The sequence below is a fragment of the Saccharopolyspora ipomoeae genome, from assembly GCF_029952525.1.
Taxonomy (GTDB): Bacteria; Actinomycetota; Actinomycetes; order Mycobacteriales; family Pseudonocardiaceae; genus Saccharopolyspora; species Saccharopolyspora ipomoeae.
On record NZ_JASAOF010000012.1, the window covers coordinates 130,889 to 155,423 of the forward strand.

At 70.5% G+C, this 24,535-nt stretch carries 23 protein-coding genes; 1 reads left to right on the forward strand and 22 read right to left on the reverse strand.

The genetic code is table 11. The features are described from left to right. Positions 1-155: 155 nt before the first annotated feature. From QFW96_RS19070 to dacB, 21 genes are all read right to left on the reverse strand, one after another. Positions 156-1,010, reverse strand: coding sequence for an ABC transporter ATP-binding protein (locus QFW96_RS19070; protein ID WP_281457047.1), 855 nt, complete (start codon positions 1,008-1,010; stop codon positions 156-158). After that, the gene (locus QFW96_RS19075; protein WP_281457048.1) at positions 1,007-2,101 is read right to left on the reverse strand and encodes a FecCD family ABC transporter permease; all 1,095 of its coding nucleotides are present in this window, start codon (positions 2,099-2,101) and stop codon (positions 1,007-1,009) included. The genes QFW96_RS19070 and QFW96_RS19075 overlap by 4 nt, the downstream gene beginning before the upstream one ends. Continuing rightward, the gene (locus QFW96_RS19080) at positions 2,098-3,171 is read right to left on the reverse strand and encodes a FecCD family ABC transporter permease (RefSeq protein WP_281457049.1); all 1,074 of its coding nucleotides are present in this window, start codon (positions 3,169-3,171) and stop codon (positions 2,098-2,100) included. The genes QFW96_RS19075 and QFW96_RS19080 overlap by 4 nt, the downstream gene beginning before the upstream one ends. A 289-nt stretch (positions 3,172-3,460) precedes the next feature. Beyond that, positions 3,461-3,820 carry a histone-like nucleoid-structuring protein Lsr2 gene (locus tag QFW96_RS19085; RefSeq protein WP_281457050.1) on the reverse strand — a complete coding sequence of 120 codons (360 nt, stop codon included), beginning with the start codon at positions 3,818-3,820 and terminating at the stop codon, positions 3,461-3,463. A 249-nt stretch (positions 3,821-4,069) separates the two neighbouring features. Next, a complete protein-coding gene (lysS, locus tag QFW96_RS19090; protein WP_281457081.1) occupies positions 4,070-5,524 on the reverse strand; it encodes a lysine--tRNA ligase in 1,455 nt (484 codons plus the stop codon). A gap of 288 nt (positions 5,525-5,812) precedes the next feature. Beyond that, positions 5,813-6,610, reverse strand: coding sequence for a type III pantothenate kinase (locus QFW96_RS19095; RefSeq protein WP_093415572.1), 798 nt, complete (start codon positions 6,608-6,610; stop codon positions 5,813-5,815). A gap of 220 nt (positions 6,611-6,830) precedes the next feature. Further along, positions 6,831-7,295 (reverse strand): aspartate 1-decarboxylase, encoded by a 465-nt coding sequence (gene panD, locus QFW96_RS19100; RefSeq protein WP_281457051.1) that lies wholly within the window; start codon positions 7,293-7,295, stop codon positions 6,831-6,833. Positions 7,296-7,319: 24 nt separating this feature from the next. After that, a complete protein-coding gene (gene panC / locus QFW96_RS19105) occupies positions 7,320-8,189 on the reverse strand; it encodes a pantoate--beta-alanine ligase (RefSeq protein WP_281457052.1) in 870 nt (289 codons plus the stop codon). A 34-nt stretch (positions 8,190-8,223) separates the two neighbouring features. Further along, positions 8,224-9,117, reverse strand: a complete 894-nt coding sequence (locus QFW96_RS19110) for a Rossmann-like and DUF2520 domain-containing protein (protein WP_281457053.1) — start codon at positions 9,115-9,117, stop codon at positions 8,224-8,226. Between the two features lie 135 nt (positions 9,118-9,252). After that, complete coding sequence (locus QFW96_RS19115) at positions 9,253-10,485, reverse strand: PrsW family intramembrane metalloprotease (protein ID WP_281457054.1); 1,233 nt, start codon at positions 10,483-10,485, stop codon at positions 9,253-9,255. Positions 10,486-10,544: 59 nt separating this feature from the next. Continuing rightward, positions 10,545-11,444, reverse strand: a complete 900-nt coding sequence (locus tag QFW96_RS19120; protein ID WP_281457055.1) for a DUF6779 domain-containing protein — start codon at positions 11,442-11,444, stop codon at positions 10,545-10,547. A 118-nt stretch (positions 11,445-11,562) separates the two neighbouring features. Continuing rightward, positions 11,563-12,024 carry a DUF3180 domain-containing protein gene (locus tag QFW96_RS19125; protein WP_281457056.1) on the reverse strand — a complete coding sequence of 154 codons (462 nt, stop codon included), beginning with the start codon at positions 12,022-12,024 and terminating at the stop codon, positions 11,563-11,565. Between the two features lie 269 nt (positions 12,025-12,293). Continuing rightward, entirely contained in the window at positions 12,294-12,788 is a 495-nt protein-coding gene (gene folK, locus QFW96_RS19130) for a 2-amino-4-hydroxy-6-hydroxymethyldihydropteridine diphosphokinase (RefSeq protein ID WP_281457057.1), read from the reverse strand. After that, positions 12,785-13,174, reverse strand: a complete 390-nt coding sequence (gene folB / locus QFW96_RS19135; protein ID WP_281457058.1) for a dihydroneopterin aldolase — start codon at positions 13,172-13,174, stop codon at positions 12,785-12,787. The genes folK and folB overlap by 4 nt, the downstream gene beginning before the upstream one ends. After that, a complete protein-coding gene (folP, locus tag QFW96_RS19140; protein WP_281457059.1) occupies positions 13,167-14,015 on the reverse strand; it encodes a dihydropteroate synthase in 849 nt (282 codons plus the stop codon). Before folP ends, folB begins: the two co-directional genes overlap by 8 nt. Next, positions 14,015-14,587, reverse strand: coding sequence for a GTP cyclohydrolase I FolE (gene folE / locus QFW96_RS19145; protein WP_281457082.1), 573 nt, complete (start codon positions 14,585-14,587; stop codon positions 14,015-14,017). The genes folP and folE overlap by 1 nt, the downstream gene beginning before the upstream one ends. Positions 14,588-14,705: 118 nt before the next feature. Further along, positions 14,706-17,003 (reverse strand): ATP-dependent zinc metalloprotease FtsH, encoded by a 2,298-nt coding sequence (gene ftsH / locus QFW96_RS19150; protein ID WP_281457060.1) that lies wholly within the window; start codon positions 17,001-17,003, stop codon positions 14,706-14,708. 201 nt (positions 17,004-17,204) lie between these two features. Beyond that, positions 17,205-17,756 (reverse strand): hypoxanthine phosphoribosyltransferase, encoded by a 552-nt coding sequence (gene hpt, locus QFW96_RS19155; RefSeq protein ID WP_281457061.1) that lies wholly within the window; start codon positions 17,754-17,756, stop codon positions 17,205-17,207. 76 nt (positions 17,757-17,832) lie between these two features. After that, positions 17,833-18,819 carry a tRNA lysidine(34) synthetase TilS gene (gene tilS, locus QFW96_RS19160; RefSeq protein WP_281457062.1) on the reverse strand — a complete coding sequence of 329 codons (987 nt, stop codon included), beginning with the start codon at positions 18,817-18,819 and terminating at the stop codon, positions 17,833-17,835. Between the two features lie 50 nt (positions 18,820-18,869). Next, the gene (locus QFW96_RS19165) at positions 18,870-19,961 is read right to left on the reverse strand and encodes a zinc-dependent metalloprotease (protein ID WP_281457063.1); all 1,092 of its coding nucleotides are present in this window, start codon (positions 19,959-19,961) and stop codon (positions 18,870-18,872) included. Positions 19,962-20,113: 152 nt separating this feature from the next. Continuing rightward, positions 20,114-23,425, reverse strand: a complete 3,312-nt coding sequence (dacB, locus tag QFW96_RS19170) for a D-alanyl-D-alanine carboxypeptidase/D-alanyl-D-alanine endopeptidase (RefSeq protein ID WP_281457064.1) — start codon at positions 23,423-23,425, stop codon at positions 20,114-20,116. Between the two features lie 146 nt (positions 23,426-23,571). Between dacB and QFW96_RS19175 the strand changes: the two genes are divergently transcribed. After that, the gene (locus QFW96_RS19175; protein WP_132674525.1) at positions 23,572-24,060 is read left to right on the forward strand and encodes an inorganic diphosphatase; all 489 of its coding nucleotides are present in this window, start codon (positions 23,572-23,574) and stop codon (positions 24,058-24,060) included. A 164-nt stretch (positions 24,061-24,224) separates the two neighbouring features. On the opposite strand, the gene QFW96_RS19180 is transcribed toward QFW96_RS19175, so the two are convergent. Next, positions 24,225-24,485 (reverse strand): hypothetical protein, encoded by a 261-nt coding sequence (locus QFW96_RS19180; protein WP_281457065.1) that lies wholly within the window; start codon positions 24,483-24,485, stop codon positions 24,225-24,227. Positions 24,486-24,535: the final 50 nt, after the last annotated feature.

The following is a 24,535-nucleotide window of genomic DNA, read 5'->3' on the forward strand; positions in this document are numbered from 1 at the left end:
CCACTGTAGTAGCCAACCCCGGTCGCGGTCCGTGCCCGCTGCGCCACATTCTTGCGCGGCACACTGCCCAACGGCGCGTTGGCCTGCAGGATTCCTGATCTCGGCCCCGTTCCGCTGAGCGCGAACAGCGCGCGTCGGAACGTCACGCACCGTGTTCACGCCTCGGTCCCGACTCCTTCTCCGGCCCGCCGTCCCCCGATCGGGACCACCATCGGGGTACCCGCAACCGGATCGGGAATCACGCGGGCGCGAAGATCGAAAACGTCGGCCAGGAGCTCCTCGGTGAGCACATCGCCGGGCTCGCCGGACGCGACGACGGCGCCGTCCTTCATCGCGACCAGCCGGTCGGCGTAGCGGGCCGCCAGGTTGAGGTCGTGCAGCACCATCACCACGGTGCGCCCGCTCTCGTCGTGCAACCGGCCGACCAGCTCCAGCACGTCCACCTGGTGCGAGAGGTCGAGGTAGGTCGTCGGCTCGTCGAGCAGCAGCAGGTCCGTGCCCTGCGCCAGCGCCATCGACAGCCAGGCGCGCTGCCGCTGCCCGCCGGAGAGCTCGTCGAGGGTGCGCTCCGCGAGGTCGCCGATGCCGGTCATGGCCAGCGCCTCGGCCACCGCCGACTCGTCGTCGCTGGACCACTGCCGGTACCAGGACTGGTGCGGGTGCCGCCCGCGCGCGACCAGGTCGGCCACCGTCAGGCCCTCCGGGGCCTGCGGCGACTGCGGGAGGACGCCGAGGATCCGGGCGACCTCCTTGGTCGACATCTTGTGGATCTGCTTGCCGTCCAGCAGCACCTCGCCGCGCTGCGGCTGCAGCAACCGGCCCAGGGCGCGCAGCAGGGTCGACTTGCCGCAGCCGTTCGGGCCGATCACGGCGGTGATCGTGCCGCCCAGGACCTCGAAGTCGAGGCCGTCGACGACCACCCGGTCGCCGTAGCCCAGCTTGAGGTCGCGGGCCCGCAGGCGGTCGGTGGTCTGGGTCTGCTCGGTCTGGGCAGAGGTGGACGCGGTCATGCTCGGACCTCCCGGTACCGACGAACGAGCAGGTAGATCAGGTACGGGGCGCCCAGGATCGCGGTCACGATGCCGACCGGGAGCTCCAGGGTGCCGAACGCGGTCCGGGCGATGACGTCCGAACCGACCACCAGCGCCGCGCCGAGCACGGCCGACGTCAGCAGCGGCGGGCGCGAGGTGCGCGCGACCCGCAGCGCGATCTGCGGGGTGGCCAGCGCGACGAACTGGATCGGCCCGGCCGCCGCGGTGGCGATCGAGGCCAGCACGACCGAGGCGAACAGCAGGAAGCCGCGCGCCAGGTCCATCCGCACGCCCAGACCGCGCACCGTGTCGTCGTCGAACTGCAGCGCGCCCAGCACGTGGGCGCCGACGAGCGTGAGCGGGATCAGCACGGCCAGCGCGATGCCGGTGGGCACCACGTGCTCCCAGCCGCGCGCGTTGAGGCTGCCGGTCAGCCACACCATCGCCCGGCCCGCGTCGTTGACGTCGCCGACGGTCAGCAGCCAGTACACGGCGTTGCCCGCCAGCGCGCTGACGCCCACGCCGACCAGCACCAACCGGTAGGAGTCCACGCCGCGCCGGTAGGCCAGCAGGTAGACGGCGATGCCGGTGATCAGGCCGCCGGCCAGCGCCACCACCGGCAGCCCGTAGTCCGACAGCGCACCGGCGAGGCTGCCCGCGGTCCCGGCGAACACGATGATCGCGACCGCCGCGCACCCGGCGCCCCAGGTGATGCCGAGCATGTCCGGGCTGGCCAGCGGGTTGCGGGCGAGCGCCTGCATGATCGCGCCCGCCAGGCCGAGGGCGGCGCCGACGAACAGGGCGGTGAGCCCGCGCGGCATCCGCAGTTCCCAGATGATGATCGACTGCGCCCGGTCGCCGCCGCCGAACAGCGTGCTGAGCACCTCGGGCGGGCTGATCTGGTACTCGCCGATGCCGACGTCGAGGACGAACACCGCCAGCAGCACCGCCAGCCCACCGACGAGGGCCAGCATCGGCCGCATCCGGATCACGCCGGAGAACGGGCCGAGCCGCAGCGGTCGCCGCCCGGCGACCTGCTCGACCGGCCGGTCCTGAACGGTCGCCGTCATAGCCGCACCAACTTCCGGCGTCGCACGAGCGCGATGAAGAACGGGGCGCCGACCATCGCCAGCATCACGCCCACCTGCACCTCGGCGGGCCGGGCGACGACGCGGCCGAGCACGTCGGTCAGCAGCACCAGAGAGGCGCCGAGCAGCGCGGCGAAGGGCAGCAGCCAGCGGTAGTCGGCACCGGTGAAGTAGCGGGCCACGTGCGGCACGACCAGGCCGACGAAGCCGATCGGCCCGCAGATGGCGACCGCGGCGCCCACCAGGACGCTGACCGCGGCGATCCCGGCGCGCCGCGCCCAGGCCACCCGGTGGCCCAGCGAGCTGGCCACGTCGTCGCCCAGCGACAGCGCGTTGAGGCTGCTGGCGTTGGCCAGCCCCAGCACCAGGCCGATCACCAGGAACGGCGCGACCTGCGGCAGCACCGAGGCGTCGGTGATGGCGATCGAGCCGACCTTCCAGAACCGGTAGGTGTCCATCGTCTGCTGGTCGGTGAGCACCAGCGCGGAGGTGATGGCGTGCAGCAGCGAGCTGATCGCCGTGCCGGCCAGGGCCAGCGTCACCGGCGTGGGCCCGCCGCGACCCATCGAGCCGATCGCGAACACCGCGACGGCGCCGAGGAGCGATCCGGCGAAGCCGAACCAGATGAAGCCGAACAGGGTGGAGATGCCGAAGGTGTAGACGGCGAGCACGACGCCGAGGCCCGCGCCCTGGGTGATGCCGAGGATGCCGGGGTCGGCGAGCGGGTTGCGGGTGTGCCCCTGCATCAGCGCCCCGGCGAGGCCGAGCGCGACGCCGGCGAGCACGCCGGCCAGCGTCCGCGGGATCCGCAGCTCCTGGATGATCAGGTCGTTCTCGCTGCCGCCGGGCGCGACCAGGCCGCTCCAGACCTCCGCGAGCGGGATGGTCTTGGCACCGACCGCGACGCTCAGCACGGCGCTGACGACCAGCACGAGCACCAGGATCCCGATGCCGGTGAGGCGCCGGGAGCGCCTGCGCTGGAGGCGCTCGCCCGGTGCGGCGGACGCGGTTTCCGACGTGGGCGGCTCGGCGAGAGCCTCCGTTCGAGCCACGTCCCACTCCCCTTCGGTGTTCACCCGGACGTCGCCCAGGTTAGGACAACCTAAGCCACACCGACAGGGCGGGTTCGAATGTCCGCCGTCACAGTCGGACACCCGGAGTTGTTCCGCTCCAGGTCAGAAAAGATGAACAACCGTTGCGGAGCCGGCGCCCGGGCCGTCGGGGCGCCGATTTCCGGGAAAGTTGATCAATACCGGTTTCACCGTGGAAATGAGTTATCCGAACGCAACAAGAGGCGTTCACCGGGCCCCGACGGCCCGGCAAACGCCTCTTGTCCGCGATTCAGTTCGCCTGGTGGTACTGCTCGACGATGTCGGCCGGGATGCGACCGCGGTCGGAGACCTTCAGGCCCCGCTTCCGCGCCCATTCCCGAATGGCCTGGTTCTGCTCGCGGTCCGCGCTGGTGGAACCGCCACCAGCCGAGGAACGCTGCGCGGAACCCGGACGCGGGCCCGGCTTCTTCCGGCCTCCCGCGCGCCGCGCGTTGGAGACGTAGTTCGCCAGCGCCTCCCGCAGGTCTCCGGCATTGTCGGCGGAAAGGTCGATCTGGTACGACACGCCGTCCAATCCGAACTCAACGGTTTCGTCGGCCTGCCCACCGTCCAGATCGTCGACAAGGGTGACAGTGACCTTCTGCGCCATCTTCGAAGTCCTCCCCGAGCAAAATTGTGCATTAGCGGGACAGCAACCATCTGCCGGGAGCGGAAACCCCCTCGCCAGAACGCCAGCCGCACTTGGCGAGCACCTCGGCCGCACTTGTACGAGTGCGGCCGACACAAGGACAAGTACGTCAAAAGCCGTCGCCGACACATTCTGAGGTCAGGTTAGCGCAGCAACTCCGATAATGCACTCATCCTGTCCACAAAATTCTGTTGAGCCACCCTGATCGGGTCATTCCGGGCGGACCAAGGGGAACAGGATCGTCTCCCGGATACCGAGACCGGTCAGCGCCATCAACAACCGGTCGATACCCATTCCGACGCCGCCGCTGGGAGGCATTCCGTACTCCAGAGCGCGCAGAAAGTCCTCGTCGACCGGCATGGCCTCGTCGTCCCCGGCGGCCGCGAGCCTCGCCTGCTCCTCCAGGCGCTGCCGTTCCACCACGGGATCCACGAGTTCCGAGTAACCGGTCGCGAGCTCGAAGCCGCGAACGTAGAGATCCCACTTTTCCGCGACGCCGTCCTTCTCCCGGTGCTGCCGGGTCAGCGGCGAGGTCTCGACCGGGAAGTCGCGAACGAACGTGGGAGCCGTCAAATGGTCGCCGACGGTGTGCTCCCACAGCTCTTCCACGAGCTTGCCGTGACCCATCTTCGGATCCACCTGCAATCCGAGCGCATCGGCGTGCTTGCGCAGCGTCTCCGCAGGAGTTTCCGGAGTGACCTCGGATTCCAGGGCTTCGGACAACGACTCGTACATGGTCAGCGTCGCCCACTCGCCGGAGAGGTCGTACTCGGTTCCGTCGAACCACGTCACGACCTGCGAACCGGAGACGCGTTCCGCCGCTTCCTGGATGAGCGACCTGGTCAGATCGGCCATGTCGTTGTAATCGGCATAGGCCTGGTAGAACTCCAGCATCGCGAACTCGGGCGAGTGGGAAGAATCACTGCCCTCGTTGCGGAAGTTTCGGTTGATCTCGAAAACCTTCTCGATCCCACCGACAACGCAACGCTTCAGATACAACTCCGGCGCGATGCGCAGGAACAGGTCGATGTCGAAGGCGTTGGAATGCGTGGTGAACGGACGAGCGGCCGCACCGCCCTGCAACGTCTGCAGCATCGGGGTTTCCACCTCGACGTATCCGCGGCCCTCGAAGGAATCGCGCAGCGAGCGCTGCACCGCGGCGCGAGTGCGGACCGTGTCGGCCGCCTGCTTGCGCACGATGAGGTCCACGTAGCGCTGCCGGACGCGCATTTCCTCGCCGAGTTCCTTGTGCATGACCGGAAGCGGGCGCAGCGACTTCGCCGCCATCCGCCATTCATCGGCCATCACCGAGAGCTCACCGCGCCGCGAGGTGATGACCTCGCCGTGCACGAACACGTGGTCTCCGAGGTCGACCTCGGCCTTCCAGCGGGTCAGCGATTCCTCGCCGACCTGCTTGAGGCTGAGCATCGCCTGCAGTTCGGTCCCGTCGCCCGCGCGCAGCGTGGCGAAGCAGAGCTTGCCGGTGTTGCGCAGGAACATCACGCGGCCGGCCACGCCGACCTGCTCGCCGGTCGCGGTGTCGGGCTCCAGCCCGTCGTGGGCGGAGCGGATCTCGGCGAGCCCGTGCGTGATGGGCAGCGTCACCGGGTACGGGTCGACTCCGGCGTCGAGCAGGCGCTCCCGCTTCTCCCGCCGGATCCGCATCTGTTCCGGCAGGTCTTCGACGCCGTCAGCGCTGGTTGCCGGGGGATTGGAAGTGTCCTGGTCAGTCACGCGAAACAGGGTACGGAGTGACAGGAGAGGGGAGTTGACCGGCCTGCTTAGCGGTGCGGGTGGCGGAACCTGAGCGCCTTCGTGGACTCCGTGCGCCGCTCCTTGAGTATTCGAATACGCGGCGTCCCGGCGTACTCGCCACGAAGGCGCTCAGAACCCGCGGCGGTGCCGGCTGCTCGGGTGGTGAAGGAGGAAGCACCTTCGGTGCTTGCCTGACGGTTAGCGGAAGTTGCGGTCGTAGACCAGGCGCAGGCCCAGCAGCGTGAGGTCCGGGACGTGGTGGGTGATCGTGGTCGATTCGGAGAAGACCAGCGGCGCCAATCCTCCGGTCGCCAACACCGTCGTGGGTCCTCCGTGGGTGGCTTCGAGCTCGTCGACGATGCGCCGGACGAGACCGTCGACCTGACCCGCGAATCCGAAAAGAATTCCGGATTGGAGGCATTCCACGGTGTTCTTTCCGATGACCGACCGCGGACGCACCAATTCCACCTTGCGCAGCTGAGCCGCGCGCGACGCCAGCGCGTCCAGCGAGATCTCCACACCGGGCGCGAAGGCCCCGCCCAGGAACTCCCCCTTCGCCGAGATCACGTCGACGTTGGTCGAGGTCCCGAAGTCGACCACCACGCAGTTCGTGGAGTGCAGGTGGTGCGCGGCCAAGGTGTTGATCACGCGGTCCGCGCCGACCTCCTTCGGGTTGTCCACCAGCAGCGGGACACCCGTGCGCACACCCGGCTCGACGACCACCCGGGGGACGTCGGTCCAGTACCGCTCCAGCATCACCCGCAGCTCGCGCAGCAGCGCCGGGACGGTCGACAGCGCCGCGATGCCGGTGACCTTCTCGGCGTAGTCGCCGATCAGGCCCCGCATCGTCAGCGCCATCTCGTCGGCGGTCATGCGGGGCTCGGTCCGCATCCGCCAGTCGCGCACCAACGTCGCGGCGAGATCCGGCGGGTCATCGACGTCGTCGTACAGACCGAGAACGATGTTGGTGTTTCCGACGTCAATGGCCAGCAGCAAGGAACGTTCCCTTCACAAAGCGCACGTCAGGCAACCGGCGAAGCCGGTTTCTCAGTGCCCCACCTAAGGCGCTCGCACCGCCGCGGGTTCTCAGACGTCTTCTGGTGAGGACAGCCGACACGCCGTGTATTGGCATACATAAGTCTCGGATCCCGGAGCCAGAAGGCGTCTGAGGTTCCGCTACCCGCACCGCCAAGCAGCAGGACCACAGAGTTCTTGATCAGTTCTCCGGCTGCTGGAGCAGAGCATCGAGCTTGGCGGCGTCGTCAGTCTCCGCGTCGGCTTGAGAGGACAAGAGACCCGATCCCTCCGGCGCATGACCAGGGTTCGTCCCCAGCTCAACCGGCTTGTTATCAGCGTCGACGAAGATCACCTTGGGCTGGAAGGACCGGGCTTCGAGCTCGTCCATCACGCCGTAGGCGATGAGGATGACGATGTCCCCGGGCTCGATCAGGTGCGCAGCCGCACCGTTGATCCCGATGACGCCGGACCTCCGCTCGCCGGTGATCACGTACGTCTCCAGCCGAGCACCGTTGGTGACGTCGACGATCGCGACCTGCTCGCCCTCCAGCAGGTCGGCGGCCTCCATCAGGTCCTTGTCGACGGTCACCGAGCCGACGTAGTGCAGGTCGGCCTGGGTGACGGTGGCCCGGTGGATCTTGGACTTCAACATCGTGCGGAACATCGCTGACCTCCTAGGGGCCGGACTTCACTCGCCGAGCAGGACCATCGCGTTGTCGAGCAGCCTGGTGGAACCGACCTTCGCCGCCACCAGCAGCCGCGCCTCGCCGGACTCCGGGGTCGGTCCCAGCTCCGGGTCGCGCAGCTCCAGGTAGTCCGGCTGCACCAGGGGTTCGGTGGCCAGCACCTCGCGGGCCGCCTTGAGCACCGCCTCCGGGCCGCCGACCGCGGCGTGCGCGCCGGCGGTCAGCGACGCCGAGATCGCCAGGGCGGCGCGGCGCTGCTCCTCGTCGAGGTAGACGTTGCGGCTGGACAGGGCCAGGCCGTCGGACTCGCGGACGGTGGGGATGCCCTGGATCTGCGAGTCCAGGTTGAACTGCCGCGCCATCTTCCGGATCAGCACCAGCTGCTGGTAGTCCTTCTCGCCGAAGAACGCCAGGTCCGGGCGCACGATGTTGAGCAGCTTGAGCACGACGGTGAGCATCCCGTCGAAGTGCCCCCGGCGGGTCGCGCCCTCCAGCTCATCACCCAGCGGCCCGGCCTGCACCGCCAGCTCGCGGCCGTCCGCGTACATCGCGTCGACGGTCGGCGCGAACACCAGACCCACCCCGGCCTCGCGGCAGGCCTCGACGTCGGCCTCGAAGGTGCGCGGGTAGCGGTCGAAGTCCTCGTTCGGGCCGAACTGCAGCGGGTTGACGAAGATCGACACCACCACGACGACGTTGGCGTCCTTCGCCCGCTTGATCAGCTCCAGGTGGCCGCGGTGCAGCGCGCCCATCGTGGGCACCAGGTGCACCCTGCGGCCGGTCGCCCGCAGCGCGCGGGTGACCCGCGCGAGCTCCGCCGGATCGGTGTGCACGGTGAGCTCTCCGGCCTGGTAGCCGGGGTTGTTCGTCATCGTCGACTCCATGTCTTCGCCGCGACGTGCGCGGTCAGGCCTGTTCCTCGTCGAGGGCCTCGCGCACGCGCGCGGCGACGTCGCCGCGCAGCAGGCCGCTCCGCTCGGCCCGCAGCGCCGTGCGCCGGGCCAGCTCCCGATACCCCGGCACGACGTCCGGGTCGGCGTCGGACAGCGCGCGCAGGTGCCCGCGCACGGTTCCGGAATCGCCGCGCACCACCGGGCCGGTGTAGGCGCGGTCGCCCAGGCGCAGCGCGTTGTCCAGCGACGCCGACAGCAGCGGCGCCATCACCCGCCCGGGCACCTCCACCCCGGCGTCGCGCAGCAGCTGCTGGCACTCGTTGACCAGCGTGATCAGGTGGTTCGCCCCGTGGGTGAGGGCCGCGTGGTAGAGCGGGCGGGACTCCTCGTCGATGCGCACCGGCTCCATGCCCAGCTCGATCGCGATGCTCTCGGCGACGCTCCAGCCGGTGAGCTCGGTCGCGGTGATCACCATGCAGGCGTCGGAGAGCCGGTCGACGTCCTCCGGGCGACCGGTGAAGGTCATCGCCGGGTGCAGCGCCATCGTCAGCGCGCCGATCGCGGCGGCCGGCTCCAGCGCGGTCACGCCCTGCGAGCCCGAGGTGTGCACGACCAGCTGCGACGCGTGCAGCGCGTCGGCGGAGACCAGGCCCTGCACCATGCCGGGGATCGCGTCGTCCGGGATGGCCAGGACCAGCAGTTCGGCGTTCTTGGCGACCGCGTCCGGCGGCTCGATCGGCACACCGGGCAGCAGTTCCTCCGCGCGGCGCAGCGAGGCGTCCGAGACCGCGGAGACCGCGACGACCTCGTGCCCGATCCGCTGCAGCGCGGCGCCCAGCACGGCACCCACCCGACCGGCGGAGACGATCCCCACCCGCAGTCGAGGGCCCGTGGGTTCAGCAGACATCGCCACGTGTTCCTCCAAAACCGTTCCAGTCCCGATACCGGGTACCAGACAGCGCCGCGAGAGTAGCCCCAACACCCCGGTCAGGGGCCACCCCAAGACGGCTAAAGGTGGCGAGAACCACGCGAACGTGCCCGCTCACTCGCGGGGTTTGGGCACGCGTCGGGTCAGCTCGTCGATGTTGATCTTGGCGGTGTGGATGGCCTCCTGGCGGCCCGCCGCCGAGCGGCGCGCCTGCTTGAGGTCGGCGATCAGCTTCTCGCGGCGAGCCCGGCGCGCGGCGCTGGTGGTGCGGCCCGCCTCCGAGCGGTGCTGCAGGAACGCCAGCTCGGTCACCGCGATCTGGTAGTCGCGCACCGACTTCGCGGCCTGCGCGCCCGCGCGCTTCCTGACCTTGCTCTGCCAGCCCTGCCTGCCGGTCAGGCTCGCCAGCAGCTCCATCTCGCTGCGCGCGATCAACCCGGCCCGCTCCAGCTTCGGCAGCTGCTCGATGACGATCCGCTGCTCCCGCTTGCGCTGCCACATGATCAGCGCGAACGTGCCGAGGAACACCGGGACCATGATCAGGAAGTAGACGTTGATGAACCCGGTGCCGCCCAGGAACGTCGCCGAGTTCCACACCGCGTGCAGCAGCACCGCCACCAGGTAACCGCCGAGCAGCCAGCCGAACTGCTGCAACCGCGTCCGCGCACCCCACGCGAAACCGACCGCGATGCCGAACATCGACGTGAACAGCGGGTGCGAGAACGGGGCCAGGACACCGCGCAGCACGAACAGCGCCACGACCGCTCCCCCGGTCACACCACCATCGGCGAATGCCTTGCCGAAGTACAGGATGTTCTCGGTGAAGGCGAAACCGGCGGCGGTCAGCGAGGCGTAGACGATGCCGTCGACCAGGCCGTTGAACTCCGCGCGGCGGCGCATCCACAGGCCGACCACGAACACGGCCTTGGCGGCCTCCTCCACCACCGGGCCCATCACCGCGGTCAGGAAGAAGCGGTGATCGGTCTGGCCCAGGAACAGGTTCGCCACCGACTCCGAGGTGCTGTTGAGCAGCAGCGAGCAGGCCGTCGCACCGCCCGCGCCCCACAGGAACGCGCCGATCATCAGCATCGGCGGCTCGGGTTCCCAGCGATCGATCCACACCGTCGCGGCCACCACGATCCCGACCGGCAGCAGCGCGGCGACCGCGCCGAACACGGCGGGCATCGCACCGACCCGGGACGTCGTGATCCCCAGCATGACCAGCCCGATCATCCCGAGCAGGATCAGACCGGCGATGGGCCAGCCGACGGCGTGGTGCTTGCGGCTCTGCAACCGGCGCGCGCGGGAGACGTCAGCGACCGGCTCCGCGTGATCAGGACTCGACACGCCCCAGACCCTATTGGGCTCGCTTCGCGGCTGACCGAATGGTCGCCTTCTCGCAACCTTCAGGCACGGCGACGGCGGCGCCGCTGCACGTCCGGCGCACCGCCGTAGGCGGCGATGAGGTCGTTGACCGACGTGCCCGAGCCGGTGTGCGCGCCCGACGGGTCGGGCTCGGCCGGCTTCTCGTAGGCCGAGCGGTCGGGCCGCCTCGGCGCGCTCGGAACCGGTTGCGCGGCTTGCGGTTTCGAATCCCGCGGGGCGGTCTGCGGCTTGGCGGCCGGGGTCTCGGTCAGCGGGACCTCACCGGAGAGCTTGGCCATCACGTCGGTCTTCGCGGCGGCCGGGACCGGCTCCGGCTGCTTCTTCGGCCGCACCGGCTGCTGGATGGCCGTCTTCTGCTGCTGGACCGGCTTGGCTTGCTGGACCGGCTTGGCCTGCTGGACCGGTTTGGCCTGCTGGGGGCGCAGGAACTTCGTCTCGCCCTGCGAGCGCTCCGGCAGCGAGCGGACCCGGGTGGACTCGGCGCGCAGCGCGACCCGCTCGAAGAGCACGTCACCGCCGATCACCTGCTCCAGAGTGGTGCGCAGCTTGGTCAGCTCGGCCTGCAGCGCGCGGATCTGCGTGTCGGAGTTCTCCGACGCGCGGCGCTGGGCCTCCGCCTCGGCCTCCAGCTCGAACTCGCGGCGCGCGGCGATCTCGCGCTCCAGCTCCAGTTCGTAGATCCGCTGCCGGTCGGCGACCGCCTGCTCGCTCTCGACGACCCGGTGGCGCAGCCGCGCCACGGCGAACGCGCCCAGCAGCGCGGCCCACAGCGCGGCGATCAGGCCGAGGCGCAGCAGCCGCGCGTCCTCGCTGAGGATGAGGACCGACGTGGCGGCTGCGGCGAGCACGAGCGCGCCGCCCCACAGGACGTGGGAGCGCCCGCTGTCGGGGTCGGTCTCGGTGGTGCCGCGCTCGGACATGGCGCCCACCGTACAAGGCGGTTATCAGTTCGAGACCTGAAGGTGTGCCAAACCGTTCGCACGTTGCGCAGGTCAGCTGAGCGGTGACTGCTCCGAACAGCGCAGTGCGTGGGCGGTTTCACTCGTCCTCGTCGAGCTCGTCCGGGTCGTCCGGGTTCCGGAGGCAGTGCTCCAGCCACAGTCCCGCGCCGATCAGCGCGGCCGCGCTGATCAAGCCGACGACCGCCGCGAGCGTGTCCGACCGCGCCGCCTGCACCGTGTTCATGATCGGCAGCAGGTACCCGAGCAGGCCGATCCACACCCCGGCCATGATCGCCCCGGCCAGCGACGACGCCTTCGCCAACGCCACCGCCCGAGCCGCCGTCAACGCCTCCACGGGCTCCACCCCGGGCTTCCGCTGGACCCGCGGCCGCAGCACCAGGGCCAGCGCGACGTCCACGACGGCGATCAACAGCAAGGTCGCCCCGGCCAGCAGCGGCAACGGGGGCAGATCCCCGTAGCTCAGCTGGCAGGCCAGGAACACCACCACGGCCGCCACCAACCCCGAGGCCACCAACTGCCCGGGCTTGGTGAACGACATCTGCTCAGTACGTCGAGGCGACACACCCCCAGCATCCCACCTGACCCAACTCCACGTTCCGGTCCCCAACCCCGCGTTCCGGTCCCCAACCGCGGATTGCTCCCGCAATCCGGTGACGGAGAACGGGAGCAATCCGCCTCCCCGAGGTGAGTGGTTCCGGGGGTACCGATTACTGCCGTAATCCGTGTGCGGAATACGGCAGTAATCCGGGTGCGGAATACCGGCGTTTTCCGTCCGGGACCTGGCCGGGCCGCGGCTGGTGGGGTTCGTCAGCGGAGGGTGAGGTCGTCCCGGTGGTGGACGTCGTTGATGTCCGACTCCGGGAGGGCCGCGAGGAGGTCCGCGACCCGGCCGTGGCCGGGGACGGTGGCGTCCGGGTCGATCGCCAGCCAGGGGATGAGGACCGTGGCTCTCGACGGGGTGCCCGGGTGCGGGAGGAGGAGATCGGGGTGGGTGCTGCGGACGTCGTCGACCGCGACGACGTCGACGTCGAGGGTGCGGGGACCCCAGCGCTGCTCGCGGACCCGTTCCGCCTGCTGTTCGAGAGCTTGGGCGCGGCGCAGCCAGTCCCACTCGTCGAGGTCCGGGGAGTCGGCGATGACGACCGCGTTGAGGAAGTCCGGCTGGTCCGTCACACCCCACGGGGCCGTCTCGTAGACCGGGGAGACCGCGACCAGCACGTCGGCGAGGCCCTCGACCGCGAGCCGCAAGTAGCTCAACCGGTCGCCGAGGTTCGACCCCAGCGACAGCACCGCCCTGCTCACGCCGGCACCACGTTCCCCCGCCCGCCCCGGCGGGAGCGGCGGATGGTGACCGCGACGTCGGCGAAGGCCAGCGGGATCGGCGCGTGCGGCTTGTGCAGCGTGACCTCGGTGCCGTAGGCCCGCTCGTCCTCCATCACCCGGTCGGCGATCTCGGCGGCGACCGTCTCGATGAGGTCCCGCGAGGGGCCGCCGACGATCCCGGCCGCCATCTCGGCGAGCTCGCCGTAGTGCAGCGTCTTGGTGAGGTCGTCGGTCGAGGCCGCGTCGGCCAGGTCGAGCCAGACCGTGATGTCGACCAGGAAGTCCTGGCCGTCCCGCTTCTCGTGGTCGAAGACGCCGTGGTTGCCGCGCACCGCGAGCCCGGTCAGCGTGATCCGATCAGCCAAGGCACTCTCCCCCGCTGCGCCAGGCGGCCGTGGTCGCGACCGCGTCCAGGGACCGCTGCACGTCGTGCACCCGCACGCCCCACGCGCCCCGGTCCGCGGACAGCGCGGAGACCACGGCGGTCGCCGTCTCCCTGCCGTCCGGCGGGCGCGGCGCACCGTCGTCGTCGGCCAGCAGCGCGCCCAGGAACCGCTTTCGGGAAGCCCCCACCAGAACGGGAAATCCCTGGTCGACGAGGCTGTCGAGGTTCTGCAGCAGCTGCCAGTCCTGCCTGCCGGTCTTGGCGAAGCCCAGACCCGGGTCGAGCACGATCGCCTCCTCGGCCACGCCCGCGCGCACCGCCGCCTCGACCTGCCGCAGCAGCTCGTCGCGGACGTCGGTGACCACGTCGTCGTACTGGGCGAGCGCGTTCATGTTCTTGCTGTGACCCCGCCAGTGCATCAGCACCCACGGCAGGCCGGTGTCGGCGGCGACGTGCGCCATCTCCGGGTCGGCGAGCCCGCCCGACACGTCGTTGATCACCGAGGCGCCCGCGCCCGCGGTCGCCGCGGCCACCTCGGCCCGCGTGGTGTCCACGCTGACCGGCACGCCCGCCGCGACCAGCTCCCGCACCACCGGCAGCACCCGCTCGATCTCGGTCGCGGCGTCCACCCGCTCCGAGCCTGGCCGGGTGGACTCGCCGCCGACGTCGACGATGTCGGCGCCCATCCGGTGCATCTCCACGCCGTGCGCGACCGCCGCCGCGCGGTCCAGGTAGCGCCCGCCGTCGGAGAACGAGTCCGGCGTGACGTTGAGGATGCCCATCACGGCGCAGCGCGCCGGGCAGGGCAGCTTGGCGTGCATCAACGCCCCCTGATCAGGGCCAGCGCCTCGGAACGCGAGGACGCCGAGCTGCGGAAGATGCCGCGCACCGCCGACGTCGTGGTGGTCGATCCGGCCTTGCGCACACCGCGCATGCCCATGCACAGGTGCTCGGCGTCGATCACCACGATCACGCCGCGCGGCTCCAGCCTGCGCGCCAGCGCGTCGGCGACCTGCGACGTCAGCCGCTCCTGCACCTGCGGGCGCTTGGCGTAGAGATCGACCAGCCGAGCCAGCTTCGACAACCCGGTCACCCGCCCCTGCTCGTTCGGGATGTACCCGATGTGCGCGGTGCCGTGGAAGGGGAGCAAGTGGTGTTCACACTGTGAATACACCGGGATGTCCCGGACGAGGACGAGTTCCTCGTGCGCCTCGTCGAAGGTCTTGTCCAAGACCTCGTCCGGGTTGGTGTAGAGCCCCGCGAACAGCTCGCGGTAGGCGCGGGCGACGCGCTGCGGGGTTTCCCGCAGACCGTCGCGGTCGGGGTCCTCACCGGCTGCGATGAGCAGTTCCCGGATCGCGGCCTCGGCGCGGGCCTGGTCGAACTGGGGCATGTGAAAAGAGCCGTCGGGGCGGGAGTTGCCCGCCCCGATCGGCTCGTCGACCGCATTGGTCACAGTTGCTGTCCTCCACTGGCTTCGCAGCGCCCGGCGGGCGCTGCGCCCGCCAGTATCAGCGGCCGTTGTTGCCGCTGCCGTTCTCCCTGGCCGAATCCTGGCCCTCCGGCCGGTCGGATTGCGGTTCGCCCTGCTCCGAGGACTGCTGACCGCGCTCCCAGGAAGGCGTCCAGTTGTAGTTCGAACCGGACGGGTTGGTCGCCGGGGTCCATCCAGGAGGAGCACCGTAGTTCGGCGGCACCGCGGAGGGAACCTGCTGACCGGACTGCGGCTGCTGGATCTGCACCGTGCCCTGGTTCGCCCCGGCGCCCGCCGGGGTCTGCTCCTGGGCCGGGGTCTGCTCCTGAACCGGGGTGCCGTTCTGCTCGGCACCGGTGGCCTGGGCGGACGGCGCCGGGGTCGGCTCCTCCACGACCGGGGGCCACGGCTCGCCGCGCTCCTTGGCCAGCTCACCCGGGGTCTTGATCGGCGGCTTCTCCGACGGGGTGCGCCCGCCGAAGTCGTTGAACGCGGTGATCCGCGGCCGCTTCTCCACCCGCGAGAAGATCCGCTCCAGGTCCTTGCGGTTGAGCGTCTCCTTATCGATGAGCTCCAGCACGAGGTCGTCGAGGACGTCGCGGTAGGTGTTGAGCACCTCCCACGCCTCGGTGTGCGCGGCCTCGATGAGTCGGCGCACCTCCTCGTCGATCTCGTGCGCGACCTCCAGCGAGTAGTTCGGCTGCTGACCGGCGGTGCGGCCCAGGAACGGGTCGCCCTCCTCCTTGCCGTACTTGACGGCGCCGAGGCGAGCGGTCATGCCGTACTCGGTGACCATCGCGCGAGCGATCTTGGTGGCCTGCTCGATGTCGCTGGAGGCGCCGGTGGTCGGCTCGTGGAACACGAGCTCCTCGGCGGAGCGGCCACCCAGCGCGAACACCAGGCGACCGATCATCTCCGAGCGGGTCATCATGTCCTTGTCGTCCTCGGGGACGACGAGCGCGTGACCACCGGTGCGGCCGCGCGGCAGGATCGTGAGCTTGTAGACCGGCTCCAGGTCGGGCATCGCCCACGCGGCCAGGGCGTGTCCGCCCTCGTGGTAGGCGGTGATCTTCTTGTCCCGCTCCGAGATGATCTTGCTCTTGCGGCGCGGGCCGCCGACGACGCGGTCCACCGCCTCCTCCATCGCGGAGGCGTTGATCAGCTGGCCGTTCTCGCGGGCGGTGAGCAGCGCGGCCTCGTTGACCACGTTCTCCAGGTCCGCGCCGGAGAAGCCGACCGTGCGCTTGGCCAGGCCGTCCATGTCGACGTCCTGCGCGAGCGGCTTGCCCTTGGAGTGCACGCCCAGGATCGCCTTGCGGCCCCGCAGGTCCGGTGCCGAGACCGGGATCTGGCGGTCGAAGCGGCCGGGGCGCAGCAGCGCCGGGTCCAGGATGTCCGGGCGGTTGGTGGCGGCGATCAGGATGATGCCGCCGCGCGAGTCGAAGCCGTCCATCTCGACGAGCAGCTGGTTCAGCGTCTGCTCGCGCTCGTCGTGACCACCGCCGAGACCGGCGCCGCGCTGGCGGCCGACCGCGTCGATCTCGTCGACGAAGATGATGCAGGGCGCGTTCTGCTTGGCCTGCTCGAACAGGTCGCGGACGCGGGAGGCACCGACACCGACGAACATCTCGACGAAGTCCGAACCGGAGATCGAGTAGAACGGCACCCCGGCCTCGCCGGCGACCGCGCGGGCCAGCAGCGTCTTACCGGTACCGGGCGGGCCGTAGAGCAGCACGCCCTTGGGGATCTTCGCGCCCAGGGCCTGGTAGCGGCCCGGGTTCTGCAGGAAGTCCTTGATCTCGTGCAGCTCCTCGACGGCCTCATCGGCGCCGGCGACGTCGCCGAAGAGCGTCTTGGGCATGTCCTTGGTGAGCTGCTTGGCCTTGGACTTGCCGAAGTTCAGGACGCGGTTCCCGCCGCCCTGGACGTTGTTCATCATCCACATCAGCAGCAGCACGAGCAGGCCGATGGGCACGAGGTAGAACAGCATCTGCACCCAGAACGAGTCCTGGGTGACCTTGGTGTTCCAGGTCGGCACGTGAGCGTTGCGGATCTCGCCGACGACCTGCTCGGTGGAGCCGGCCGGGTAGTTCGCGATCAGCTGATTGCTGCCCTGGAAGTTCTGGCCGTCGTTGAGGGTCAGCCGGACCCGCTGCTCCTTGTCCTCGATGGTCGCTTCCTTGACCTTGCCCTGGGCGATCTGTTCCAGGGCTTGCGAGGTGGAGACTTCGCGGTAGGCGCGAGTCTCGTCGAAGAGCACGCTGAAGGCGTAGACCAACAGGAACGCTGTCAGGATCCACAGCAGCGGGTTGCGGAGCAGGCGCTTTCGGTCCATTCACTTGCGGCCGACGGGCGGCCTCGACCCTCCCTGACTGTTACTTCGGGTGACGACCCCTGATGCGGACACCCGCCGTCAACCCCTTCAGACCAGCGTACCGGCCGATGCGCGCGCACGACCATGCCGCGCCCAGCACAGGGCGCCCAGATTACTAGGACCGCCCCGCCTCACGTGGGCGGGACGATCCTGCACCGAGCATCACACGCCCGAGGTGTACACCTTCGGATCGAGAGTGCCGATGTAGGGCAGATCACGATAGCGCTCTGCGTAGTCGAGACCGTAGCCGACGACGAACTCGTTCGGGATGTCGAATCCGACGTAGCGCACCGGCACGTCCACCTGCACCGCGTCCGGCTTGCGCAGCAGCGTGCAGACCTCCAGCGAGGCGGGGTTGCGCGCGTTGAGGTTCTTGAGCAGCCACGACAGCGTCAGGCCCGAGTCGATGATGTCCTCGACGATCACCACGTGCTTGCCCGCGATGTCGCGGTCGAGGTCCTTGAGGATCCGCACCACACCGGACGACGAGGTCGACGAGCCGTACGAGCTGACCGCCATGAACTCCAGCTGCGCGGGCTGCGGGAGCGCCCTGGCGAAGTCGGTCATGAACATGACCGCGCCCTTGAGCACTCCGACCAGCAGCAGATCACCGCCCTGCCGGTAGTCCTCGTCGACCTGCTTGGCCAGCTCCGCGACCTTGTCCTTGATCTGCTGCTCGGTGATGAGCACAGAAGCGATATCGCCGTCGTACACGGCTCGGCTTCCCCTCTTGTCGGATCAACAATTCCCCAAGCCGGAGACCCGCCCCGACGTTCGTGCCGGTGCACCGTCAGCCATTCGGCGGCTTGCGGTCCGCCGTCTCCACCCGCAGCCTGCCATGCGCCCGGCGCAGCACAAAGTCGCCCGGCAGCGCAGGGCCGCCCTGCCCGCGCCAGTCGGCGATGAGCGCATCGGCCGAGCGCAGGTGGGAATCGGTCATTTCGGGCACGCCTTCGGCGGTGAGCCACTCCCGCAGCACCCGCCGCCGCACGGCCGCCGGCAGCAGCCGGAGCTCGGCGCAGTCGAGGCCGTGATCGGCGCGGACGCGGGACAGCTCGGCGGCCGCGACCTCCTCCAGCGCGTCGGAGTCCTCCCGCAGCTGGCGAGCGGTGCGGGCCAGCGCTTCGGCGACGCCGCCCTGCAGCACCTCCTCCAGCAGCGGCAGCACCTCTGTGCGCAACCGCACACGCGTGAACCGGGGGTCGGCGTTGTGCGGGTCCTGCCAGGGTTCGAGGCCCTGGGCGCGGCAGGCGGCTTCGGTGGTGGCGCGCCGGACGCCCAGGAACGGGCGGGCCCACGGCGGGTCCAGCGGGCGCATCCCGGCGATCGAGCGCGAGCCCGAGCCTCGGCCCAGCCCCAGCAGCACCGTCTCCGCCTGGTCGTCGAGGGTGTGGCCGAGCAGCACCGGGGCGCCGCTCGGGCGCTCGGCCCGCAGCGCCGTGTAGCGGGCCTTGCGGGCGGCGGCCTCCAGACCGCCCATCCCGTCGACGGCGACCTCCACGACCTGCGCGGACATCCCGATCCGGGCCAGCTGCTCGACGGCGCGTTCCGCGATCGCGCCGGAGCCCACCTGCAGGCCGTGATCGACCACGATCGCCTGGGCGGGGACCCCGAGGCGCCGGGCGACGTGCGCGGCGGCGGCCGCGAGCGCCAGCGAGTCCGCGCCGCCGGAGCAGGCCACGACCAGCGGTGATCCCCGGAACGGCGCCGCCTCGGGGGACTCCAGCAGCCGCCGCACGGCGGTTCGGGTCTCGCTCACGGCGGGCTCGGGAGGCATCCCCCGATTGTCCCCGCCCGCCGGGAACCCGCTCGTCCCGGCCGCTGCGGTCAGCCGTGGACCCGGCGGATCCAGGCGTCCGGGTCGGTGATCTCCGACCTGGTCGGGAGGTTGTCCGGATGCGCCCAGACGGCGTTGAAGCCGGACATGCCGACCCGGTCGACGACGTGGTCGGTGAAGGCCGCGCCCTGCGCGTACTGGCGGATCTTGGCGTCCACCCCCAGCAGGCTGCGCAGGATGCGGTCCAGAACGCCGCCGCCCGCGCGGCGCTCGGTGAAGCGGCGGCGGATCGTGCCGACGCTGGGCACGACCTGCGGGCCGACCGCGTCCATCACGTGATCGGCGTGGCCCTCCAGCAGCGTGGAGATGGCGATGATCCGGTCCAGCGCGGCCCGCTGCTCCGGCGACTGCAGCAGCTCCAGGAGCCCGACCACGCCCGGGCTGGAGTCGGCGCGGCGGGCCGTGCGGGCCTCGCGGATCACGTTCGGCAACCGGGTCAGCAGCTCGCCGGTACCGCCCTCCATCTGCGTCAGCAGCTCCCCGAGGCCGGCGGCGAAGTGCTCCCGCAGCCACGGCACGGCGTTGAACTGCAACCGGTGCGTCGACTCGTGCAGGCAGACCCACATCAGGAAGTCGTCGGCAGGCACGCCCAGCGACTGCTGCGCGGCCACGATGTTCGGCGCGACCAGCAGCAACCGCCCGCGCTGGCCCTCCACCCCGGACTCGCCGTAGGGGTCGAACTGGCCCAGCACCTTGCCGCCCAGGTAGGCCAGAACGACACCGGCCTGCACCCCGGCGCTGCGCGCGCTGACCTCCCCCAGCAGGTCACCGCCGCGCAGCGCCTGCGAATCCACGGTGGCCAGGGCGGCGCTGGTCATCTCGGACAGGCCGAAGGCGGCACCGCGCACCCAGTCGGGCCGGTCCACCACGTCGCCCTCGGCGATCGGCAGGTCCAGGCCCAGACCGGTCCGCTCGCGCACGTGCGACTCGGCCTCGGCGCTGAACCGGCGCAGCGAGCGCACGGCCCGCGCGGCCTCGGCCTTGGGCACCTCGGGTCCCGGCTTCATCAACCGCACCGCGGTGCCCACGGCGACGTTCCAGTCCAGCGTCCGGGGCGCCTCGACGGCGGAAGTGGCGTTCACCTCACCGACCGTACCCGCCGGAACGCGCCCCGGACATCAGGCTTTCGTGCTGTGACCAGGTGTTAGGAACCAACGGGACTCACCGTGCGCGGCGGTGCGGGTGGCGGAGCAGCTCGCTCGGGTGTGGAGAACGCCGCTCCGCCGCACGCCCCCTAACGGCATCCGCAGCCGCGGAGGGCGTCGGCGAGCTGGTCCAGTGCCGGGCGCGCCTGCGAGGAGCTGGTGCCGTTGGACATCATCGCGAACACCAGCAGCCTGCCGTCCTGGGTGACGACCGAACCGGCGAGGCTGTTGGCGCCGTCGAGCGTGCCCGTCTTGGCGCGCACCCAGCCCTGGCCGGGGCTGTCCTGGTACCGGTCGGCGAGGCTGCCGCTGCCGCCCGCGACGGGCATGCCAGGCAGGAGGTCCCGCAGCTTCGCGGAGGACTCCGGCAGCACGCCGTCCGGCCCGGGCGGGGCGGTCGCCTTGTGCAGCAGCTGCCCGAGCAGCTGCGGCGTGATCCGGTCGTCCAGCGACAACCCGCTGCCGTCGGCCATCGCGGTGCCGCTGACGTCGAGGCCGTTGCGCTGCAGCACCTCGCGGACCGCCTGGGTGCCGCCCGCGAACGACGGCTCCTTCCCGGTGGCGATGGCGACCTCGCGGGTCAGCGCCTCGGCCAGCACGTTGTCGGAGTGCTGCAGCACGTTCTCCACCAGCTCCGACACCGGGGCCGACTGCACCTGGCCCAGGACCTGCGCGTTCGCCGGGGCGTTGCCGGGCGCTGCGCTCGCGGCGCCGAGCCGCTTCGCGAGCTCCTGACCGGCCTGCAGCGCGGGCGTCTGGGTGCGCGGGCTGTAGTCCACCGTCGGGTCGGCCCGGCCGCCGTCGAGCATCACCGGTTCCATCGGCGCGTAGAACCCGGCCGCCACGTCCTCCGGCAGCCAGCCCGGCGCCGCCGACGGACCCCGGTAGCGGCTGGTGTCGACCAGGACGGTGCTCACCGAACCGCCGGAGGCGGCCTTGACCTGCGCGACCAGGTCGTCGAGCTTCGCCGCGCCCCGGTACACCGACTCCCGATCGCCGGACAGCGCCGACAGCGTCGGGTCACCGCCGCCGACCAGCACCACAGTGCCCGGCTGACTGCCGCGCACCACCTTCGTCGTCAGCCGCGCGTCGTGGTCGAGGGTGAGCAGCGCGGCGCTCATCGCCAGCAGCTTGCCCGTCGAGGCCGGCATCAGCGGCTGGCCCGGGTTCTGCTGCCAGAGCACGTTGCCGGTTCGGGCGTCCATGACGATGCCGCCGAGCGTGCCCAGCGCCGGGTTCGCGGCCGGACCGGCCAGCGCGGCGCTGATCCCCGACTGCGCGGGCGTCGGCGCGTTCTGGCCCAGCGGGGTGATCTTCGGGTCGAGGCGGACCGGCGCGGGCGGGTCGGCGATCTGGGTCTTGCTCAGCAACGACGGACCGAACGCCGCGGCCGCGCCCAGCAGCACGACCAGGCCGATCGCGAGGCCGATCAGCGGCCCGCGGCCCCTGCGTCCGGTCTTCGCCCTCTCCGGCTGGAACGGGATGTGCTGCGGCACGGCCCGCGAGGCGACCGGGTCGGTCGTGTCCTCCGGCTGGTGCGGCGCGGACAGCCCCGCGAAGTCCTCCGGACTCGCGTAGGCCTGCGGGGCCTGGTGCCCCTGCGCGAGCGGTGCCTGCGGGTTCGGCGGCGCGAGGCCGACCGTTGGGTCGGCCTGCGGCACCGACAGCCCGGCGAAGTCGGACGCCGAGGCGGTGCGCGGCTCGTCGAAGTCGATCCGGTCGATCCACTGGGTGCGCTCGGCGGGTGCCTCCGAGGGCGCGGACTCGCGCAGCTGCTTGAGGTCGATCCGGGTCGTCTGCTCGGCAGCCGACTCCGGCGGCTCCTCCTTCTTCCCGTCCGGCTTCTTCTTCCCGTCAGGCTTCGCCAGCGCGGCGTCGAGGTCCGCCCGCGAGATCCGCTGGGTCCGCTCAGCGGCCTCCTCCTCGGGCTCCCCCGCGCCGGACCCGGTCTCGGATTCGGCCTGAACCTCGGGCTCGGAGTCGCTCGCGGTCTTCGGCTCGTCGTCGACGACGAGCCGCATCACCTGCGTCTGCTCAGCGGGCCACTCCGGTTCCACCGGCGTCCCGGCAGCGGGCGTCTCGTCCTCGTCCGCCTCCGACTCGGACGACGCCTCAGACTCGGAATCCGTCTCGGACTCGGTTGCGAGGACCGGGGAAGTTTTCATGAGAACTTCCCCACCCGAGGACCCTCGATCGGAGGACTCCTCCTCCTCGGCAGATCCCCCCTGATCAGAAGGATCCTCCTGGTCAGAAGACTCCATCCCCGGGGACTCCCGGTCAGAAGATTCCTCCGGAACCGAGGACTCGTCCTGATCGGGTGACTTCTGATCCGTGGTGGGGGTGGGGGAAGTTTTCATGAAAACTTCGCCGTCACCAGAAGACTCCTGCTCCGGGGAGTCCTCCTGGTCCTCGGTGTCGGTGCCCTGTTCGGTCGCGGGCTGCTCCGAGCCGTCCTCGGAGTCCGGGGACTCGGGCTTCTCGCTCTCAGGCTTCTCGGTCTCGGGTGCGGGGGCGTCTTCGTCCTTGTCGGGGAAGGCGGCCTCGGGCTCTGTCGAGGTGTCCTCGTCCGCGTCCTTCGAGTCCGTCGAATCCGCGTCCGTCGCGTCCTTCGAGTCCCCGTCCTTCGAGTTGGGCGCCTTCGGCTCGTCCGACTCGGACTTGTCTTCGGAGGAGTCTTCGGCGGGCTGCTCGTCCTCGTCGCCCGCGTCGGAATCAGCGGAGCCGGTCTCGTCGGAGGTGGAGTCGGTCTCGGTAGTGGCGGGCTCTGCTGCGTTCGCGTCCTCGGCCGGTTCCTCCGGGGTGGTGTCCTCCTCGCCAGACTCCTGCTGAGGACCTTCCTGATCTGCGGTTTCCGGCTCCGGCTTCGCTTCGGCGCTCTCGGCCGAGCCATCCGAGGTCGAGTCGTCCGAGGAGGGCTCGGTGAGCTTCTGCGTCTGGGCCGTGGCGCTCCGCACCGCGGACCTGGCGAGCTTCACCGTGCTCGACACCCCATCGCCGGACTCGCCATCGCTCCCGGATTCGCCGTCGCTGCCCGGGGCCCCGTCGTTCCTCGGAGCCCCGTCGTTCCCGGAGGCGCCGTCGAACAGGCTCCCGGCGACGCGAACGGTCGCCGTGGGGGTCTCGGCGGATGTGGTCTTGGTCCCAGAATCCGAGGCGCTCGGAGCGGTCTGACCCGATTCCGGTCCGGCGTCACCGGTCTCGTCGGCGGCAGAGCTCGCCGGGGGTTCCGCGGGGTTCACCGAAGGCTTCGCCGGGTCGCTTGCGGGCGGGGTGTTCTCCGACGTCTCAGCAGCTCGATCCGGGGACGGCGCAGCGGTGCGCGACCGGTTCCCCTGGTCCGGTGAGGCCGCTCGGACGTCGGTTTCGGACACCTCACCCCGGGTGTTCTGGGGTTCGGGCACGTGCTCCTCCTCGACTGGAGGTCAGACTGCCAGATTGCGAGCTCTCGCACTGCGGTGGGGCCCGGGGCCCGAGCGTGGTCCACACTAGACGTGGTCGCGCGCGCGAGCGTGCGGTTGCATCCGACGCAAGACGAGTGAGGAACCGCGTGGACTTCGACGTCACGATCGAGATCCCCAAGGGGAACCGGAACAAGTACGAGGTGGACCACGAGACGGGTCGTATCCGTCTCGACCGGACGTTGTTCACCGCCACGCAGTACCCGGCCGACTACGGGTTCGTCGACGACACCCTGGGTGAGGACGGCGACCCGTTGGACGCGCTGGTGCTGGTCCAGGAGCCGACCTTCCCGGGTTGCCTGATCAAGTCGCGCGCCATCGGCATGTTCCGCATGCGCGACGAGAAGGGCGGCGACGACAAGGTCATCTGCGTTCCTTCGGACGACCCCCGCCAGGAGCACCTGCAGGACATCCACCACCTCTCCGAGTTCTACAGGCTGGAGATCCAGCACTTCTTCGAGGTGTACAAGGACCTGGAGCCGGGCAAGAGCGTGGAGGGCGCCACGTGGGTCGGCCGTGCCGAGGCGCAGGCCGAGATCAAGAAGTCGTACGAGCGCGCCAAGGAAGCGGGCCACTGACGCTCCCTCCGGGCCACATCGGAAGACCCTCCTCGCAGACGCGCGGAGGGTCTTTTCGTGCCCCGAGGGGGCGCTCTGAAGTTCTGCACAGCCGAGTTCTCCACAGTTGTGGATGGATTCCCCCAGCCCTGTGGACAACTGGGGACAACCTTGTGGACGAACGCTCACCGGTACCGCATCTTCCCAGGTCGGGGCACTCTCCCCAGGGGTGAGCCGTCGGCCCGGCGGAGCACCACCATCGGCTCCTCGGACGCGTGTTTTCCACAGCCTCGGACGTACGGGCGCTGCTCGCGAGGTTGGTAGAACCAGCCCAGCTCGACCTTCGCCCGCGCCACCGATCTCCGCCGCACCAGGTGCCGCCGGAGCCACCGCGCCATCCCCACGGCCACGACTCCCGCCGCCGCGGCCAGCATCAACCACGCCATCGCTCTCCTTCCTCCGCGATGTAGGGATGCCCCGAGCCGAAGATCATGAC

Bases quoted from the DNA above. Each gene is read 5' to 3' on its own strand.
- QFW96_RS19070 (WP_281457047.1), bottom strand. From the start codon at position 1,010: ATGACCGCGTCCACCTCTGCCCAGACCGAGCAGACCCAGACCACCGAC.
- QFW96_RS19075 (WP_281457048.1), bottom strand. From the start codon at position 2,101: ATGACGGCGACCGTTCAGGACCGGCCGGTCGAGCAGGTCGCCGGGCGG.
- QFW96_RS19085 (WP_281457050.1), bottom strand. From the start codon at position 3,820: ATGGCGCAGAAGGTCACTGTCACCCTTGTCGACGATCTGGACGGTGGG.
- lysS (WP_281457081.1), bottom strand. From the start codon at position 5,524: ATGCGGATCCGGCGGGAGAAGCGGGAGCGCCTGCTCGACGCCGGAGTC.
- panD (WP_281457051.1), bottom strand. From the start codon at position 7,295: ATGTTCCGCACGATGTTGAAGTCCAAGATCCACCGGGCCACCGTCACC.
- panC (WP_281457052.1), bottom strand. From the start codon at position 8,189: ATGACGAACAACCCCGGCTACCAGGCCGGAGAGCTCACCGTGCACACC.
- QFW96_RS19110 (WP_281457053.1), bottom strand. From the start codon at position 9,117: ATGTCTGCTGAACCCACGGGCCCTCGACTGCGGGTGGGGATCGTCTCC.
- QFW96_RS19120 (WP_281457055.1), bottom strand. From the start codon at position 11,444: ATGTCCGAGCGCGGCACCACCGAGACCGACCCCGACAGCGGGCGCTCC.
- QFW96_RS19125 (WP_281457056.1), bottom strand. From the start codon at position 12,024: ATGTCGTTCACCAAGCCCGGGCAGTTGGTGGCCTCGGGGTTGGTGGCG.
- folP (WP_281457059.1), bottom strand. From the start codon at position 14,015: ATGCACGCCAAGCTGCCCTGCCCGGCGCGCTGCGCCGTGATGGGCATC.
- folE (WP_281457082.1), bottom strand. From the start codon at position 14,587: ATGCCCCAGTTCGACCAGGCCCGCGCCGAGGCCGCGATCCGGGAACTG.
- ftsH (WP_281457060.1), bottom strand. From the start codon at position 17,003: ATGGACCGAAAGCGCCTGCTCCGCAACCCGCTGCTGTGGATCCTGACA.
- tilS (WP_281457062.1), bottom strand. From the start codon at position 18,819: ATGCCTCCCGAGCCCGCCGTGAGCGAGACCCGAACCGCCGTGCGGCGG.
- QFW96_RS19180 (WP_281457065.1), bottom strand. From the start codon at position 24,485: ATGGCGTGGTTGATGCTGGCCGCGGCGGCGGGAGTCGTGGCCGTGGGG.